Origin of the sequence: Rhizobium sp. SU303, assembly GCF_021052345.1 — a bacterium.
Taxonomy (GTDB): domain Bacteria; phylum Pseudomonadota; class Alphaproteobacteria; order Rhizobiales; family Rhizobiaceae; genus Rhizobium; species Rhizobium laguerreae.
The window spans coordinates 3,454,721-3,471,502 of the sequence record NZ_CP088095.1; the positions used below are offsets into that span (position 1 = coordinate 3,454,721).

A 16,782-nucleotide genomic window follows, 5' to 3' on the forward strand; every position below is an offset into this window, starting at 1 on the left:
CACCCCTCCATCACCAAGCTTTCAAGTGTTGAACACGGGGCCGGCGCTCTCTAATTTGGCGTGATTCAAACCAGCAGGTGCGACGCTTGGCTGTTATGGAACGCGTCCACATTAATATACACGCCGAGCGAGTCGGTATCGATGTGAGAAGCGCCGTCAGAAATCTTATATTGGAAGGATTCGCTGACCTTTCCGCTGAGACCGGCGATTTTCACCGCATCGACCGTATAGGTGTAATCACCATCGCTCTCCACATGGATGACGCCGTATTTCCCGGTCAGCGTCAGGCCATGCTTATCCACGGCACTGTCACCGAAGCGACGAAGCAGCACGGTTCCATTGATTGCGCTATCGTTTTCGAGGAGGTTGCCATGATAGGCGCTGCCCGTATCCGTGGAGATTTTCAGGCTGTCATGGGCTGCGACAATCCTGGGAACGGCGACGGTGGGTGCGGTCGGAACCTGCACTTCGTCCGCGGGCGCCGGAGTGCTTGTCTGCGTCGGTGTTGACGGTTCGACAGGCGGCTCCACAACCGGCGTGGTAGGCGTCTCACTGTTGGACGGGGTGTTGCCACTCGTGGCGTCGAGTTCGGCCTGCGCTTGCTCCAGGGTCTTATTGTCGTTGATCAAGAAGGTGCTCTGGAGGGCAATTGCGACGGGCATCGTCAACGTCGACACCGTGCTGTCGATGATATTTTCATGGAAAGATCCTGATGCAGGCCTGTCCACCTTCAGCGCCGAGGACGACAGGTCGTCAAAGACATTACCATAAATATCGATATCGGTGCGTGCATAACTTGGGTAACCTGCAGCGCTGATCGACACGCCCCAGACGCCGTCATGAATATAGTTTCCACTGATATCGTAATTTGTCGCATTGCCCTGATCGCCAAGGCCGATACCGTAGGACCAACTATAGCCGCCGTATCCCGAGATGTCGTTGTCGTGGATGGCGATATTCGTGCCCGCGTTGGCACCTATCCCGAAACCGCCGCCGATCACGGTGTTGTCCTCGACTGCTGCATTTACAGCCCGAACAAGCACCAGGACGCCTTTTGCGCTATTGGTCTCCGTCTGCTCTAGGTGGTTACCCTTGATCAGGATATTGCTGCTGTCGTTCAACTGAACGGCGTCTGCCGCAGCGCCCTGGCTGTTGATGACCAGATTATTAACGATGGTAACGCCAATCACTTTATCCATCCAGATGCCGTCTCCATTTACCCCGGAAATCTTGCTGTTCTCGATGGTAATGTTCTGGCTGCTCTGGAAATTGACGGAACCGGGCTTGTCGGCAAGGCCGGTATTTTCGACCTCTACGTTGCGGACGGTCCAGTTGGAGACATTTCCCGCATATATCGCCGCACCGCCGGTATCAGCAATCTTGATGTTCTCCACGATGATGTTTGAAGCCTTCGAGCCGTGGATGCCGTCATTGCTACTGTGAATAACCGGCGCATCGCCAACGCCGTAACTGCCAATTGTAATCGGAGAGCTGACAGTGCCGGAGTATTTCAGGTCGAATTGCTCGTTAAACACGCTTCCGGCGGCAAGCAGCACGCTGTCTCCCGGCTTTAGCCTCAAGGATTCGACAGCGGAAAGTGTCGCGAAAGCCGACTGCTCGCTCACTCCACTGTTCTGATTGGATCCTGTTGCGGAATTTACATAGTAGACGGTCACGCCCGTGATCTCCCAAAGATACTGGAAAATCTTTTACCCGCGGAACTCTCTCTGCCTGCTAAAATGGAACACTAAAATGCGTTCTATCTCGCGATAATTCTTACGTCCCCCCACAAAACATCTTCATTTCCTAAATATTTTGCATTGCAACAAAAATTGCGTCGCACAGTTATTACGATGTTACCCAATATCTCTAGTGTAAATAAGATTATTCTCCACGCATCGCATATTATTTTACCCCAATTGCGTTTCGATAGAAACATTACTTGACAAACAAATGTTACAAAATCATGACATCAGTTACTTCGTCAAAAAGCAGACGCCGGTGCGGGAACCGAAGCAAGATTGGGATTTCAAGCTGTAGCCCGTAGTGATTATATCAACATCTCATCTGCGCATAAGCACCTCCGCGTATTCTTATAAATTGCCCCTGAATAAATATTCTTCTCCTCTGAAGAAACAGAGGTCCGAATCTACCATTTCGTATTTTCACTTATTATTAACGCAATAATTACCATGCGCTTCATCGCCTTATGCGTGTTACGGGTGTGTCATTATTGTACAACACACTCGAAAATGTTCACTTGCTGTTAATTGCACCCTTGACTCTCTGTATTAAGATATCCTTAATCGACCAGCTCGCTAAAGGTCAGAATTGGCCTAGCAAAGAAACAATTCGAGGAGAGACAGTAATGGCTATCCATGCAACAGATGATAGTGCAACATTCCTGGAAACCGACGCTATTTCCGGAAATCTGCTGGCGAACGATACATCCGATGGGAACTTGTTCCTTCGTTTCTTCGATCAGCAGGGCGTTGGCTCCAAGCAAGGCAACAGCCAGGTCACCGAGATCCAGGGCGATTACGGCACCTTCTTCGTCAAGCCGGACGGCAGCTATACCTATGTTCTGAGCGACGCTGCCAAAGTCGGCTTCACCAATGGTGAATTGCTCCAGGAGAAGGTCTCGTACAAGATCTCTGATGGTGCCGGTCACACCGATGTCGGTCTATTCACCTTGAATATTCAGGGCGTAAGCCAGGTAAAGCCGATCGCTGTCGACGACAACTACAGCTTCACCGAAGGCGACGCCATCAGCGGCAACGCCCTGGACAACGACATTGCCGGCGACAATGGCCACCTCTTCCTCCGCCTATTCGGCACCACGACCGTAAACGGCGACCCGAGCGCAACAACCGACGTCGCCGGCACGTATGGTACGTTCCATGTAAAAGCGGATGGATCATTCACCTATGATCTGACAGCAGATATCGCTCCGGGGGACCAGGTCACAGAGACCATCCAGTTCTACAAGATCTCCGACGGCGAAGGCCACACCGACGCCGGCGTTCTGACACTCAACATCACTGGCGCGGACGCAGAAGTCTGATCATCAATAGCCAATCAAAAAGCAACGCCCGCAGCGCAGACTGCGGGCGTTGTTTTATGCAAGTTGAATTCGGCCAAGAGAAAGAGCCGTAGCCGCTCAGCCTGTCGGCCAAAAGCTTGGAACTTTCTATAAGAACCAGCCTCGATGATTACTTGCTGCAGCGCTGTCGGAACCGCGCCGTCGCGGCCGCTCCGACGTTTGTCCAGCTGCGATCGAAGATCGGGCGGAGCTGTGGGCTGATCTCTCTTATCGTGGCATTGACCCTGCAACGATCGCCCCGTTTCAGCATGGTCATGAGATCGCTATCGAGCGCGCGCTCTGCCGCGGCGAGTGTTGCATCGGTGAAATCGTTCCAGAAATAAAATCGCGTCAGGATCATCACCTGGTCGTACGGCGCAAGCGCAACCGAACGCTTCATCATTGCTGCGATCGAGGACGGCTCTTCCGCAATGGTCGATTGCACCGCAGCAAGACGAAGCCAAAAATTACTGTTCGTCGGCATGCACGAAAGCGCATGCCGCAGATACTGGCGCGCACTCGAGGCCGCAGCGGCCCAGCCGTCGTAATTGACATTGACATTCTGCCGATCGAGTTGCGCCAGAACGAGGGTTACACCGGCAGCCACGATGTCGGATCGACAATAGTGTCCGTCAACGACGTCGACACTGCGCGACGCATATTTGGTCACGACATCATCCGCAACGGTCTCGCCACGCTCGATCCTTTCGGCGACGATCGAGATGCTGGCCGTTCTTATCGAAGCGTAGAGCTCTCGACCGGCCAGCACCACCAAGACGACGGTGACGATAATGAAGGCGATCCTGGTAATCGAAACGGGCTGACTGCGGAACATCAGCTTTCGGTATAGTATCGCGAATAGCGCTTATAATAATATTCGCTCGAACCGAATGTCCGGTAGAGTTTCATCTGCGACGGGTCGACCTTGGTCAAGATAGTACCGACGCATTTCGCATAGAGTTCCGGCTCGGACAGCAGGGTCGACTGCACGACCTTGCGCGATGTCTTTCCCCACTCGATAACGAAAACCACCGCATCGAGCTTCGAATTGATAGCGCGCGCATCCACAACCGGCGCCAAGGGCGGCAGGTCGACGATAATATAGTCGAAGCTTTGACGCGCCGTTTCAAGAAGCTGATCCATGCCGCGTGACGCGAGTAGCTCCGACGAATGCGGAACACGATATCGTGCCACCGTCGGCAAAAATGCGAGCTTTGTTTTTGGATCGAGAAGGATCAGATCCTTGAGCGGACGGCTGTCGACGATCGCCTCGAGCAAGCCGGCCTCGGCATGTCGGCCGATCGCCCGGGTGGCACCGGGATTGCGCATATCGCCATCGATAAGCAGGCAACGCGCACCCTGCATTGCCAGGAGCTTGGCAAAATTGATGGATGTCGTCGACTTCCCCTCGCCGGGCAAGCTCGACACGACACCGATGACCTTACAGCGCTGATCGGCAGCACTGAGGTCGATGGCAATCTTGGCGCTTCGAAGCGTCTCGGCAAATGCCGAGAGCGGATGCTCCTCGACATAGGTCGTCGTCTTTCCACCCCTGGCGATGCTTCGCGGATTGCTGGGATCAACGAGCGTCGGATCGTCGACGTTGTTTTCAATCAGCGGCATGACACCGAGAGACTCGACATCGAGCACGTCCCGAACATCATCGCCGGTGCGGAAGAACCGATCCCGGAATTCGCGGAAGGCAGCTATACCGCTTCCAAATGCACATCCCACGAACATAGCGAAAGCAACGACGAGAGCTCTCTTCGGAGCGCTCGGCTTCGTCGGCGTCTCCGCCGTCGTGATGATGCGCGCAGCGGTAATCGGAAAGCTCTGCTGCTGAATTGCTTCCTGGTAGCGCGTCAAGAAGCTCTGATAAAGATTCTTATAGGTATCGCGCGTACGCTCGAGCTCGCGAAGCTGCACCTGCGTTTCGCCAGCCGTTGCGGCAACGCCCGTCGCCTGCGTGACACTGTCGCGCAAAGAATTTTCCCGCGACTTTGCGACCTGCAGCTCGCTTTGGTAGCTCTCGGCAATGCGGTTCAACTCATCGAACATGAGCCTTTTATATTCTTCCATTTCCGCACGAAGCCGAACCGCCTGGACGTGATCGGGACCGAGCCGAGCCTCGATTTCGGTCTCGAGCTTGGAAGCCTCCAGATATTTCTTGCGCAGGTCGTTCGAAATGGAGCTATCGAGCACATCCGTGACGATCGCATCGGTCTGCTTGGCGTCGATGATCGACTTGACGCGCGCATATCTTGCCTCGGCCTTCGCTGTCTCGGCCTGCGCATTGATCAATTGGGTATTGATCTCGGAAAGCTGCTGCTCGCTGATAAGCGTACCGGATCCAGCCTCGACAAGCCCATGCTCGCCGCGGAATTTCTGAACCGCAAGGTCGGTGTCCAACGCCTGCTGCCGGAGCTCTTCGATACGCTCCTGCAGCCACTGGCCGGCCCGGCGTGTCGCCTCGTATTTCGAATTGAGCTTGTCGACGAGATAGACGTCGGCGATCGCAGCCGCGATATCACGCGCCAGATCGGGCGACTGCGCGGTATAGCTGACATCGAGAACATAGGAGCGACCGACGCGTTCGACGTCGATGTTGCCCGCGACGGTCTCCGCAGCGCTTCGCCGTTTCCTTTCCGGATCGGGTGCAACGGCTGCGTCATCGGCAAACCATGACCGAAAATTCACGAAGGATTTCAACGTTGAAACAGAAAAAAGCGAGCTTTTCGGTGCCGTGAACACCGGATTGTCGACGAGTTTCAGTTTATCGACAACAGCATAGGCGATGGTGTCGGACTTCAAAAGCTCGACCTGACTGAGGACAGTACCTTCGTCATCGTCCATCTGGCCGAAAGCCGCCAGCTGATTGATCACCTGACTATCGCTGCGGTCGATCAGCACGCTGGTGTCGGCGGTGTAGACAGGCACCGAAGTCAACACATACACAATGCCGAGAATGGCAAAGGCGAAACCGCACGCCGCAACCATCCGCCACTGTCGGCGGGCGATTGCGATGAGCTTGTCGAAATCGATGAAATCAGCATCATTTCCGGTATCGCGGGAGGGGTCAATACGCGGTGTAAGTTTATCTGGCGATAGCAATTTCGATCTCCAACAAATGCGTCAAGCGCTAAGATCTAAGGGCAATTCCAGCTATTATATGACCGGGACACTCTGACTCGTCGACTCCGTCGTATCGGTAGACGACTGCCCTCCCGCTCCGGTGCTGAGGATCGTCGTCGTTGAAGTCGACGATGAATCATCTGCGCCGGCATTCGAAACCTTCAGCGTACCCGCTGTTGTCGCAGCGCCGTCGAACGGCGTACCATCGTCCGCTCCAGGCCCGGTTTGTCCAACTTGCCCGTCATTGCCGATGCCGGATGCGGCGGCGGCGGCACTTGCACCCGGGCCGAGCGCCGCGGTCCCGCCTTCGGCAAGGACCTTTGCAAAGGCTGCAAGCAGCGGCGCCAGGTTCGGATCGGCACTCGCCGCCTCGGCAACAGCCTTTTCGATCGCCAGTTTGAATTGCGGATCCGTCACCTGGCAGCTGTTTGCGGCCCGTCCGAGACCGGAGCCGATAGCCGCCATCTGTGCGGCACTGGCCTTCTTGGCCTGCTCGATCACTGGCGACAGCGCATCATTGCTGCTTCCAACCAGCGCGCGAACACGCGATGACAAAACCAACGGATCGGACATGTCGAGCAGAACGGCCGGGCTAGCCGTAAATCCGCTGACATCGACGGAAGTCAGATTTGCCGGACCCAAGCAAGCTGCCGCAAAAGCGCTTGAATTCATGCCGGCAAACATCGCGACGACAATTCCGCTATATGCAAGCTTACGATAAACACCAGACCTTGCCATAACCACGCCCTTCATCAAATCCGCTATATAGGCCGCCGTCATTGATCATTCGCGATCGATGACAGCCCGCCTATTTCAATCAATTTCCAAGATCCTGTACCGCGTTACTGGTATCGTTCGCATCGTCGGCCACTCCGGAAACAGTGGATGATACCGAGTTCACGATGTCAAGGAACTTGACCAGTTCGACAGAGTCCGAATTGGAAATATAGATAATATCCTTGTCTTCCATCTTGAATTGCTGAACAGCAAACAGGGTTGCCGGGTCGCGCATATTCGCACGAATGATCACCGGAACCATTTCACCAGCAAATCTCGTCGTGTCCACATGCATCGCTTGAACCGTTTTCTTCGGGACAAGACGATAGAGCAGGACCTGAGCCGGGTCGGCGCGGTCGTCGCGTAGGCCGCCCGCCTTGGCGATTGCCTCTCCAAGGGTCAGGTTGGACTCTTCGAAATCGAACCGACCGCTGACGCCTGCGGCACCGAGCGCAAGATAGGTGCGGCGCTCATGATCGATCGAGATCGTATCATCCGGCGCAACATAGATATTTTCGGCCGGGTTCTTCAACAGCGTAGTGTAGGCGACGGTTGCCGTCTTGCCGCGGCGCTGCAGCGTCACATTCGTTTCGATATTGTTGGTCGTCAAACCGCCCGCGGCGGAAATGATATCGAGAACACGCTCACCGGCCGGGCTGATCTCGACGCGCTGGGGATTGTTGACATCACCGAGCACAGCAACCTGACTGGAGCGGCTTGTCGTTGTCGTAATAACCACCTGCGGCTCAATCGCGCGGCTCGCCAGGCGATCCTCAACGTCCTGCTCTACGGTCTCCTTCAGGCGACCGGCAGCCGGAACCCGACCCGCATAGGGAATTGTGATCGTTCCGTTTCTATCGATGGTCTGCTCTGGCAGCGAGATGTAATTGCCGGGTCGGCTACCTGCATCGGACGGAATGAAGAGACCGCCGGACTGAGCTTCGAAGATGGCAACCGAAACGACATCGCCGTAACCGAGCGGAATTTCGGGCGCCCCGCCTCGACCACCACCAAAACCTTTGAACGAGGTCGGCTGGGGAGCGGTAAAATACGACAGGACGTTCTTGCTGAGATCAACCAGGGCGTAGTCGATACCGACCCGACGTTCCTTCGTTGTCACTTTCACCGCTGCATCTCGATCAACGTCTTTGTGATCAGGACCGGATCTTGGCAACGAGGTGCAGCTTGCCAATATAGTCGTAAGCGCTACAACAATGGCGACGCGTGTACTACCGATACGAGAACAACCCATAGAATACCCTGCGTTTACGCCCCTGAAGCTACTGCCCCGCGATCTGACAAAATACAAGACAATCCCCGATCAATAACACTTAAAGCCGATTAACATTCCCCTAACTGTGGCAGGCTGGCAACGCCGAGCCCCTTAGGAAGCGAAAAACGACTTCGGTCCGACTTTTCTTGCGTCGCAACAATCCGAAGGCTGCACCCGCTATAAAATTTCTTGGGTTTCAGAGTCAACCGTTCGCACCTGCACAATCGATCTTTTCCGAAAATCTTATTAAAATCCATCCATTTAAACTTTACGTGGTTAACGGCCGCTCATATGCCATGTCCGCGTTTCCATTGCTACGTCCGAGGCATATCGCGACAACCGCACTCAGGAAGGCGGAGTAAAACACCGCAAAACCCGGTATCTGCAGCGAAAAATCGACCGCCGCATGAAGGGCGACCAAAACGGTCGCCGCCAAGCCAAGAAGAACATAGTGCCTGAGACGCCGTCGTTGGACGAGCCCGTGCTGGAACACTCTGGCAAGCACCGAAAGGGCAAGGACTGTCGCAATCGGGAACAATATTCCGAGGCCCAGAAATCCTTCGAGATAGAAATTATGCGCACGGTCGAAGACCCCGAAAATTCCGCAAGCCGGATCGCGGTAGGCGGAAAACACGGTCCGGAAGGTTCCGAGCCCCGTTCCCGTCAACCAATGATCCGAGATGGCACGCCATATGCCCGGCAGAATGCAAAACCGATCGTCATCCTCGAGTCGCCGCTCTTGAGCGCGCAAAATCGCCTGGCCCGCAAACACCGTCAGCAGCAGCACGACGAAACCAATCGCCGAGAGGAGCTTCAGCAACGAACGCCATCTTGGCGCCGGTCTCAGATGACGCCTCGAGCCGTTCCAATTGATGACAAGCCATGGAAAATAGATGAGAGCGGCAACAAAGGTGGCAAATATCCCGGCACGCGAGCGGCTCAGCATCAGTGCGGTGAAGCATGCGCATAAGAGCAGGATATAGATCCACGATCTCAAGAGAAGCGCGTTTCTGCCCGGCTCGCCGGGCGGATAGTTCGAATAGGCTCGGGTAATATCCCTGACCAGGGTCAGCATCAGCAGCGTTCCAAGCCCGAGGAAGGTCGCGGCGGTATTGCGGTTGACGAAGACCGCAGTCAGGCTGTCGAGGTAGGCGCGTTTCTCCACGACAATCAGGATGTTGGGAAACAGCAAAAACTGCAGCAGGCCGAAAACAGCGATGATGCCCGCCGTAAGCCCGAGCCCTGTCAGCACTTTCCGCGCGCGCTGGTCGGTATCGCATAAGAGCAGCCCGGTCAGAAATGTGACGAAAGGCAGGGCGACCCAGAGGATCGACGCGAGCGTATCGGCCGGTTCGACCGAGATCGCCGCGGACTGCGCACCTGCCAGGTCACGCGCGGCATTCCAGGCGGGATTCGCCAACCAATTGGAGGGCAGCTCGATGGTTTGGATGAACGTCCAGCCCGCCAGTACGACGAGTAGAAACAAAGCGATACTGAAAACCCATCTGCTTTGTCTCGGCTCTCCGAACAGGAGTCCCGAAATGATGGCGAGGGCAAACATCCCGATCGCGGCGAAGGCGAAGGGAAAGGGCGTGACGCTCCCGAACGGTATGAGAGTCAATATAACGAGGCCGATGAAGGCAAAAAGCAAAACCTCTCGCAAGACCCGCTTATTGATGAGGTTGGAGAACATGTGAATTCGTTTACCAGAGTAGGCGGCGACCAAAGTGATTGCAACCGAAGAGATTAATTTACTCGTACTAACATAAGTTGAACATCAAGCGCTTGCGTGCTAAAGTGTAACAGAATTCCACATCGTTTAAAATTGTCGCGAAAGGTTTAAGCCAATCGAGACAAGGCCCGGCTATGCTCCTTCCAAGCAGCAGAAACGGGACAGATATTCTGCGCCCAATACTTGGCAGATCATCAGATCGCCATGCCATTGACCGAGAAAAAAGGCAAGCCTGATCTCAATCGGTTGCCCTGAACGGGGATTTAAGAGATGAAGAAAACAGTCGTTACGCTTCTGGCACTGGCCTTTACAGCAGGCAATGCATGCTCGGCATTTGCCGCCGGTCCCGCAGGTTTTGCCCGCGGCCTGACCGGTAGTTCGGCGGTCAGTTATATCTCTGAAAAAGGCAAGATCATTCCGCCTTTCGCCCAGGTGCTGTTCTGCGCCCAGAACCCGACCGAATGCCGCGACAACAATGGTTTGGCGGTCGTTGCGATGACGGACAAGCAAATGCTGCAACTGAAGGACGTCAACACCGCCGTCAATCGTACGATGATCGGCCGGAACGACTCCCGCAACGAACTGAATGGCGACGTCTGGAAGGTGAATGTGCGCAGTGGCGACTGCGAAGATTTCGCTTTGACCAAACGCAGCCGACTGATTGCGATGGGCTGGTCGTCGCGCGCTTTGCGGATCGCGACGGCATATACGCCCTCCGGTGAAGGACATGCGGTCCTCGTCGTCAGAACCGACAAGGGCGATCTCGTCCTCGACAATAGGAAAAGCAGCATCAAGAACTGGCGCGATACCGATCTGCGCTGGGACAAGATTCAATCGGGAACAGACCCCTACGTCTGGTTCCGGCTATAACAGCCGAGGCAGCGGCACAGACTGATTGATCCTGTTTCCGGATTGAAGTCGAGCCTGCTCTGACGAGCCGCTCGACTTGTCATATCGCCCACACAAACCTATGTTTTGGCTATCGACGGGGCAGCGCGCGGCAAGCTGCGGTGCCCGGAGTTCGATTTTCGATGTGGGTTTCAGGCGATCTTCGGTATTGTCTTTTCGTCCAGATTAACTATGACGAACGTCATGCTGCGACGCAGCATGACGTTCTACTCTAATGATTTGAGGGAAATATGCGCATCACGATGATTGGATCAGGCTATGTCGGCCTCGTTTCAGGCGTTTGCTTTGCGGATTTCGGCCACGACGTCATCTGCGTCGACAAGGATCTGAGTAAGATCGAAGCCCTTCGCGAAGGCCGCATTCCGATCTACGAGCCGGGTCTGGAGCAATTGGTCGCCGAAAATACCAGCACCGGCCGGCTGTCGTTTTCGACTGATGTCGGCGAAAGCGTCCGCAGCGCCGATGTTGTGTTCATCGCAGTCGGCACGCCGTCCAGGCGCGGCGACGGCCACGCAGACCTTTCCTATGTCTACGCCGCTGCACGCGAGATTGCCACCTATGTGGAAGGCTTCACCGTTATCGTCACCAAGTCGACGGTGCCGGTCGGCACGGGAGACGAGGTCGAGCGCATCATGCGCGAAACCAATCCCGCGGCGGATGTCGCTGTCGTTTCCAATCCGGAATTCCTGCGTGAAGGTGCGGCGATCGAAGACTTCAAGCGTCCCGACCGTATCGTCGTCGGCCTGAACGACGACCGGGCGCGCGAAACCATGACCGAGGTCTACCGCCCGCTCTATCTCAACCAGGCCCCCTTGGTCTTCACCACCCGCCGCACCTCCGAACTGATCAAATATGCGGCCAATGCCTTCCTCGCGATGAAGATCACCTTCATCAACGAGATCGCCGATCTCTGCGAACGGGTCGACGCAAACGTCCAGGACGTCTCGCGCGGAATCGGTCTCGACGGCCGTATCGGCTCCAAGTTCCTGCATGCCGGCCCGGGTTACGGCGGTTCGTGCTTCCCCAAGGATACGCTTGCCCTTGCCAAGACGGCGCAGGATTACGACGCGCCGATGCGTCTCATCGAGACGACGATCTCGATCAACGACAACCGCAAGCGGGCGATGGGACGCAAAGTCATTTCGGCCGTCGGCGGAGACATTCGCGGCAAGAAGATCGCGATCCTCGGCCTGACCTTCAAGCCGAACACCGACGATATGCGCGACAGCCCTGCGATCGCAGTCATCCAGACCTTGCAGGACAACGGCGCGCACGTGGTCGGCTACGATCCCGAGGGCATGGAAAACGCCCGCAAAGTGATCGAGAACATCGAATATGCGAGCGGTCCCTATGAAGCGGCCGCTGGTGCGGATGCGCTTGTCATCGTCACCGAATGGAACCAGTTCCGCGCGCTCGATTTCAGTCGCCTGAAGCAGTCGATGCGTGCTCCGATCCTGGTCGATCTGCGCAATATCTACCGCAGCGACGAAGTCCGCAAACACGGCTTTACCTATACCGGCATCGGCACCAACCTTTATCAGGAAACGACCGGCGCCTGAGATAGCCTCCTGAACATCTGATCGTCCTGGCGCCGCGGAGCATAATCCGCGGCGTTTGGTTTTGGGCATGACGCCGAAAGTGTAAGCGTTTCGGACGACATCATGCTCACCGATTTAAAGAATTCCGACCCGCGTCCCCTTTATCGTCAGCACAGTCAGCCGGCCCGTCGCCGAAACTGCGGTGTCGATGCCGATGCGTTGCGGACCGAATGTCGGGATTCGCGCCGGGGTGTGCCCATGAATCACCAGGACAGGAAGCTGCGGCCCTTCATCCAGGAAGGGCTGACGGATCCACATGAGGTCGCTATCCTTCTGCCTTTTGAGGTCGATGCCCGGCCTGATGCCCGCATGAACAAAGAGGATCCTTCCCATCCGCAGCATGACCGGCAGCGATTCCAGAAATCGGATATGCCGTTCGGGTATCATGTTGCGAATGACGCGGGCGATTGTTTCGCTTCCGGCCGCCGACTGCAGCAGATGCTCGATATCGATACCGTATGAGTGCAGCGTCTCCGTTCCGGCAAAGCCGAGCCATTCGAGAATGCGCGCCGGTTTGCGATAGAGCTTCACCAGCTCCGCGTCATGATTGCCGCACAGGACGAAACGTTGAAACCCCGGCGGCGGGGTCCTGCTCAAGAATTCCAGCACCGCGCTCGAATCAGGCCCGCGATCGACATAATCGCCGAGCATGACGATGAGTTTCGGCCCCGGAATGCGCGCGGCATCCTCCTCGATGCGGCGATGTGCCTCGACGAGCTCCTTGTAACATCCGTGAACATCACTCATCGCGTAGACCGCAGCGAATTCGCCTTCGGCAAACGTCAGCCGAGCGCGTCTTTTACGGTTGCCAGCCAGTATGGGTATCTGTTGTCGCCACGGCGCTAGATAGTTAAACATGGAACCCATTTATGAGCCCCGACCGAATGGCAGATTGTCGGAAACAATCCATCTCTTATCCATCGCTGCAACGGCACGAGGCTCAGTGTTCATAAGAATTTGGCCTGATCGCGGCCCCACCGAAGTTGTACCCGAACCAATTGCCACATTCGGAGCATAATCCCTCGCCATCGCTGCACCGCCTGCGCCAGGTTGGCCTGACTGGTCGCGGCCGAACGCTGCGCATCCAGCATCAAGCAAGGATGATTGTCCATCCTTGTAGCTCCCGATTGAAAGCGCAAGAGTCTCCTGCGTGATCTTCACCTGAGCACGCAGCGCCTGCGACTCGGCAACGCCGATATTGGCCGTTGCGGCGGCGAGGTGACGCTCCGCCTTGCGGATGTAATCATTCATACTCGGGAGGGTGCTGCGGTTAATATTACGCTATAGTTTGCTATATGATGGTTAATCCGGCGTTAAACCGGCGATTATTGCGTTTCTCGCGACGTTATCGGCTAATATTCCCCAAATGGAGGAGCCACTGGTATCGGATTTTCACAGGTCACACCTTCGAAAAAGCTGTAAAAATCAACCATAACGATAGCCATCAGGAAAAAATGAACGTTAAAGAAGATGATGCTTGACGCCCCCGCGGCGCAGCATAATGATGGTGCGTTGCGAGTGTGAATGACATTTCTTGATCAGGAATCTCAGATCCAAAATTGCGGGGTGCAAAGTGGAAACTGCGGTTGATTCGAAACTTATCGAGGCGATCACCTACGACGAAGACAGCCGGCATCTACGGGTCTATCTGACCAACGGTCAGAGGCGAGAATATGAAGGCGTTCCCAAGGGCGTCGTCGTCGGGTTGACGATGGCGGAATCACCGGGAAATTTCTACATGAAGGCAATCAGGGGCAAATATCCTCCTCGCCCCTAATGTCCTATCGATCACGACGATAGGATCCTTGTTTCAGCAAAGATGCGGGACCGGCATTCGCCGGTCCCGCAAACCAGTTTCCCGCCGACCGATGGTGCACGCCGTCAATAACCGCCGAGAAAATCGCGGACCGCATTGATCTCGAGCGGCGCAATCTCGTGACCGCCGGGATGCCAGACCACCCTGATCTCCGCCCCTCGGTTTTTCAGATGTTCGGACAGCGCCTCGGTCATGGAGACGGGCGCGATAGGATCCCGTTGCCCGGCCGTCATCAGCACCTTTCTTCCCGCCAGCGTCGACTGGGCTTCGGGTTGAAACGGAATGAGCGGGTGCATCAGAACCGCGGCATCGAAGATACCCTTCTCGATCAGGACATTGGCAAGAATATTTGCGCCGTTCGAAAAACCCAGGCCGAGAATATGGGAAGCCTGGTGCTCGTCAGCGAATGCCTTGATGTAGGCGGCCATCTTCTCCGTCGCGCGTGAGAGATCGGGCATGTCGTAGACCCCCTCCCCGGTGCGGCGAAAGAAGCGCGCCGCGCCATGTTCGGAAACATCGCCGCGCGGCGAGAGAATCGTCGCTTCAGGCAGCAGGCGCCGGCCGAAGTCGAAGAACTGGTTCTCGTCGCCGCCGGTGCCGTGCAGCACCAGCAGGATGGGTTTATCAGGTGCACCGGCATGCAGCCGGTGCACATATCCGGTTTCGGTCATATCGCCTCTCCTCACACTTCGAGCGGCTGCAGATGCTGCTCGAGCAGCGCGCGAAGATGGGCGTGCTGTTGCGGCAGTTTCAGGGCTTCGCCAAGATGGGCCGTATCCTCGTCGCGGTCGAAGCCGGGCTCACTGGTCGCGACCTCGAACAGCACGCCGCCCGGCGTGCGGAAATAGATCGCCCAGAAATAATCGCGGTCGATCACCGGCGTGACCTGATAACCGGTGTCCATCAGCGCCTTGCGCACTTCGAGTTGCTTCTCGCGGTTTTCGACGGCGAAGGCGACATGGTGGACGGAGCCGGCACCCGGAAGGGCGCGGGCAATGTTCGGCATGGTCTCGAGATCGATGAGATGCGCGCCATTGCCGGAAGGCTTGATCAGCCGCTTGACGCCGTCCCTTTCCTCGGCGACCTCGTAACCCATGAACTTCAAGAGTTCGGCCGTGGCGCCTTCGTCCCTCAGCCGCATGGCGACGGAGTGGAAGCCGTAAATGGCATGGTCTTCGCTGATGCCGCCATGTGTCCAGGCCTGGCGGGCGTCATCCTTTACCTCGACGAGCGCGAAGCCATCGCCATCCGGGCCGGAGAAGTTCAGCCGTTTTTCGCCGAAACTTTCCTCGGCCTTCAGGCCGCCGACACCAAGCGCTGCAAAGCGATCGCTCCAGAAGCCGAGCGAGCCCTGCGGAACGGAAAACACCGTCGTGCCAACTTCGCCGGTACCGGGACGGCCCTGCGCCATCTTTGGGAACGGAAAATAGGTCATGACCCTGCCGGGCGCACCGGTCTCGTCACCATAATAAAGGTGATAGACATCGGGCGCGTCGAAATTCACCGTCTTCTTGACGCGTCGCAGGCCGAGCGCACTGGTGAAAAACTGGTTGTTGGTGCGGGCATCCTGCGCCATCGACGTGACGTGGTGCAGACCCTTGATCTGATCGAGCATGTCAAACCCCTTTCATGCCCGCCGTTGCGGGCTTTCGATGAGGCTAAGATGCGCGCTGAAACTCCCGTAGAACAGACCCATAGACCAAAACGCATTGTCTTCTTTTAGTGAACGAACGCCAAAGTCCGTTCACACCTACGCCCCATGGGGATCGGCCGGCAATTGCCAGTCGATCGGCGCACGTCCGCGCGACTGCAGGAAGGCATTCGCCTTCGAAAAATGCCCGCAGCCAAAAAACCCGTTATGGGCCGAAAGCGGCGAGGGATGCGGCGCCCGGAGCACGAGATGCCGCGTCGTATCGACAAAGGCGGCCTTGCGTTGGGCATAGGAACCCCACAGCATGAAGACCACGGATTCGCATTCATCGTTGACCTTGCGGATGACGGCGTCGGTGAAGCGTTCCCACCCCTTGCCCTGATGAGCAGCCGCCTGCCCTTCCTCAACGGTCAGCACGCTGTTTAGCAGGAGTACGCCCTGCTTTGCCCAATGTTCGAGAAAACCGTGACGTGCCGGCGCTATGCCAAGATCCGTCTCCATCTCCTTGTAGATATTGACCAGGGAGGGCGGTATGCGCACGCCCGGACGGACACTGAAACACAGTCCATGGGCTTGCCCGAGTCCATGATACGGGTCCTGGCCGAGGATGACGGCCTTGACGTTGGAGATCGGCGTCAGATCGAGGGCGCGGAAATATTCGCTGCCCTTGGGGAAAATCCGCTTGCCGACCTGCTTCTGCGCGACGAGGAAGGATTTGAGCTGTTGCATGTAGGGGCTTGAAAACTCCCCCTCCAGCGCGGCTTTCCAGCTCTCCTCGAGACTGACGGATGTATCGCTCATCTAGGAAAATC

Annotated in this window: 15 protein-coding genes; 4 read left to right on the forward strand and 11 right to left on the reverse strand. The window is 56.4% G+C overall.

The features are described 5' to 3' along the window. Positions 1–65: 65 nt before the first annotated feature. Complete coding sequence (locus RlegSU303_RS17270) at positions 66–1,676, reverse strand: right-handed parallel beta-helix repeat-containing protein (RefSeq protein ID WP_131629769.1); 1,611 nt, start codon at positions 1,674–1,676, stop codon at positions 66–68. Positions 1,677–2,368: 692 nt separating this feature from the next. Here RlegSU303_RS17270 and RlegSU303_RS17275 point away from each other — a divergent pair. Further along, positions 2,369–3,064: an Ig-like domain-containing protein gene (locus RlegSU303_RS17275; RefSeq protein ID WP_025395616.1), complete on the forward strand. Its 696-nt coding sequence runs from the start codon at positions 2,369–2,371 to the stop codon at positions 3,062–3,064. 148 nt (positions 3,065–3,212) lie between these two features. On the opposite strand, the gene RlegSU303_RS17280 is transcribed toward RlegSU303_RS17275, so the two are convergent. The 5 genes from RlegSU303_RS17280 to RlegSU303_RS17300 form a co-directional block, all read right to left on the reverse strand. After that, positions 3,213–3,917, reverse strand: coding sequence for a hypothetical protein (locus tag RlegSU303_RS17280; RefSeq protein WP_131719152.1), 705 nt, complete (start codon positions 3,915–3,917; stop codon positions 3,213–3,215). Further along, complete coding sequence (locus tag RlegSU303_RS17285; protein ID WP_025395618.1) at positions 3,917–6,193, reverse strand: polysaccharide biosynthesis tyrosine autokinase; 2,277 nt, start codon at positions 6,191–6,193, stop codon at positions 3,917–3,919. Before RlegSU303_RS17285 ends, RlegSU303_RS17280 begins: the two co-directional genes overlap by 1 nt. A gap of 54 nt (positions 6,194–6,247) precedes the next feature. Beyond that, positions 6,248–6,952 (reverse strand): hypothetical protein, encoded by a 705-nt coding sequence (locus RlegSU303_RS17290; RefSeq protein WP_043294748.1) that lies wholly within the window; start codon positions 6,950–6,952, stop codon positions 6,248–6,250. 79 nt (positions 6,953–7,031) lie between these two features. After that, positions 7,032–8,243: a polysaccharide biosynthesis/export family protein gene (locus tag RlegSU303_RS17295; protein ID WP_051077396.1), complete on the reverse strand. Its 1,212-nt coding sequence runs from the start codon at positions 8,241–8,243 to the stop codon at positions 7,032–7,034. A 289-nt stretch (positions 8,244–8,532) separates the two neighbouring features. Then, positions 8,533–9,957, reverse strand: coding sequence for an O-antigen ligase family protein (locus RlegSU303_RS17300; protein ID WP_131719153.1), 1,425 nt, complete (start codon positions 9,955–9,957; stop codon positions 8,533–8,535). Positions 9,958–10,266: 309 nt separating this feature from the next. Between RlegSU303_RS17300 and RlegSU303_RS17305 the strand changes: the two genes are divergently transcribed. Together RlegSU303_RS17305 and RlegSU303_RS17310 are read left to right on the forward strand one after the other, a co-directional pair. After that, on the forward strand, positions 10,267–10,866 hold the full coding sequence (locus tag RlegSU303_RS17305; protein WP_131629772.1) for a transglutaminase-like cysteine peptidase: 600 nt from the start codon (positions 10,267–10,269) through the stop codon (positions 10,864–10,866). 269 nt (positions 10,867–11,135) lie between these two features. Beyond that, positions 11,136–12,464, forward strand: a complete 1,329-nt coding sequence (locus RlegSU303_RS17310) for a UDP-glucose dehydrogenase family protein (RefSeq protein WP_131629773.1) — start codon at positions 11,136–11,138, stop codon at positions 12,462–12,464. Positions 12,465–12,578: 114 nt separating this feature from the next. Here the strand turns inward: RlegSU303_RS17310 and RlegSU303_RS17315 are convergent, their stop codons facing one another. Both RlegSU303_RS17315 and RlegSU303_RS17320 read right to left on the reverse strand, forming a co-directional pair. Beyond that, positions 12,579–13,370, reverse strand: a complete 792-nt coding sequence (locus tag RlegSU303_RS17315) for a metallophosphoesterase (protein ID WP_131629774.1) — start codon at positions 13,368–13,370, stop codon at positions 12,579–12,581. After that, the gene (locus RlegSU303_RS17320) at positions 13,371–13,754 is read right to left on the reverse strand and encodes a TolC family protein (protein WP_432431805.1); all 384 of its coding nucleotides are present in this window, start codon (positions 13,752–13,754) and stop codon (positions 13,371–13,373) included. A gap of 283 nt (positions 13,755–14,037) precedes the next feature. Here RlegSU303_RS17320 and RlegSU303_RS17325 point away from each other — a divergent pair, with 283 nt between their 5' ends. Then, positions 14,038–14,280 carry a KTSC domain-containing protein gene (locus RlegSU303_RS17325; RefSeq protein WP_003542164.1) on the forward strand — a complete coding sequence of 81 codons (243 nt, stop codon included), beginning with the start codon at positions 14,038–14,040 and terminating at the stop codon, positions 14,278–14,280. A 104-nt stretch (positions 14,281–14,384) separates the two neighbouring features. Here RlegSU303_RS17325 and RlegSU303_RS17330 read toward each other — a convergent pair whose 3' ends face one another. The 3 genes from RlegSU303_RS17330 to ung all read right to left on the reverse strand — a co-directional run bounded on the left by RlegSU303_RS17330 (position 14,385) and on the right by ung (position 16,771). Further along, on the reverse strand, positions 14,385–14,990 hold the full coding sequence (locus RlegSU303_RS17330) for an alpha/beta hydrolase (protein WP_017961677.1): 606 nt from the start codon (positions 14,988–14,990) through the stop codon (positions 14,385–14,387). 11 nt (positions 14,991–15,001) lie between these two features. Then, positions 15,002–15,934: a VOC family protein gene (locus RlegSU303_RS17335; protein ID WP_131644887.1), complete on the reverse strand. Its 933-nt coding sequence runs from the start codon at positions 15,932–15,934 to the stop codon at positions 15,002–15,004. A gap of 135 nt (positions 15,935–16,069) precedes the next feature. Then, entirely contained in the window at positions 16,070–16,771 is a 702-nt protein-coding gene (ung, locus tag RlegSU303_RS17340; RefSeq protein ID WP_020051285.1) for a uracil-DNA glycosylase, read from the reverse strand. Between the last annotated feature and the right edge of the window lie 11 nt (positions 16,772–16,782).

Bases quoted from the DNA above. Each gene is read 5' to 3' on its own strand.
- ung (WP_020051285.1), bottom strand. From the start codon at position 16,771: ATGAGCGATACATCCGTCAGTCTCGAGGAGAGCTGGAAAGCCGCGCTG.
- RlegSU303_RS17330 (WP_017961677.1), bottom strand. From the start codon at position 14,990: ATGACCGAAACCGGATATGTGCACCGGCTGCATGCCGGTGCACCTGAT.
- RlegSU303_RS17280 (WP_131719152.1), bottom strand. From the start codon at position 3,917: ATGTTCCGCAGTCAGCCCGTTTCGATTACCAGGATCGCCTTCATTATC.
- RlegSU303_RS17310 (WP_131629773.1), top strand. From the start codon at position 11,136: ATGCGCATCACGATGATTGGATCAGGCTATGTCGGCCTCGTTTCAGGC.
- RlegSU303_RS17295 (WP_051077396.1), bottom strand. From the start codon at position 8,243: ATGGGTTGTTCTCGTATCGGTAGTACACGCGTCGCCATTGTTGTAGCG.
- RlegSU303_RS17300 (WP_131719153.1), bottom strand. From the start codon at position 9,957: ATGTTCTCCAACCTCATCAATAAGCGGGTCTTGCGAGAGGTTTTGCTT.
- RlegSU303_RS17305 (WP_131629772.1), top strand. From the start codon at position 10,267: ATGAAGAAAACAGTCGTTACGCTTCTGGCACTGGCCTTTACAGCAGGC.
- RlegSU303_RS17290 (WP_043294748.1), bottom strand. From the start codon at position 6,952: ATGGCAAGGTCTGGTGTTTATCGTAAGCTTGCATATAGCGGAATTGTC.
- RlegSU303_RS17335 (WP_131644887.1), bottom strand. From the start codon at position 15,934: ATGCTCGATCAGATCAAGGGTCTGCACCACGTCACGTCGATGGCGCAG.
- RlegSU303_RS17320 (WP_432431805.1), bottom strand. From the start codon at position 13,754: ATGAATGATTACATCCGCAAGGCGGAGCGTCACCTCGCCGCCGCAACG.
- RlegSU303_RS17315 (WP_131629774.1), bottom strand. From the start codon at position 13,370: ATGGGTTCCATGTTTAACTATCTAGCGCCGTGGCGACAACAGATACCC.
- RlegSU303_RS17275 (WP_025395616.1), top strand. From the start codon at position 2,369: ATGGCTATCCATGCAACAGATGATAGTGCAACATTCCTGGAAACCGAC.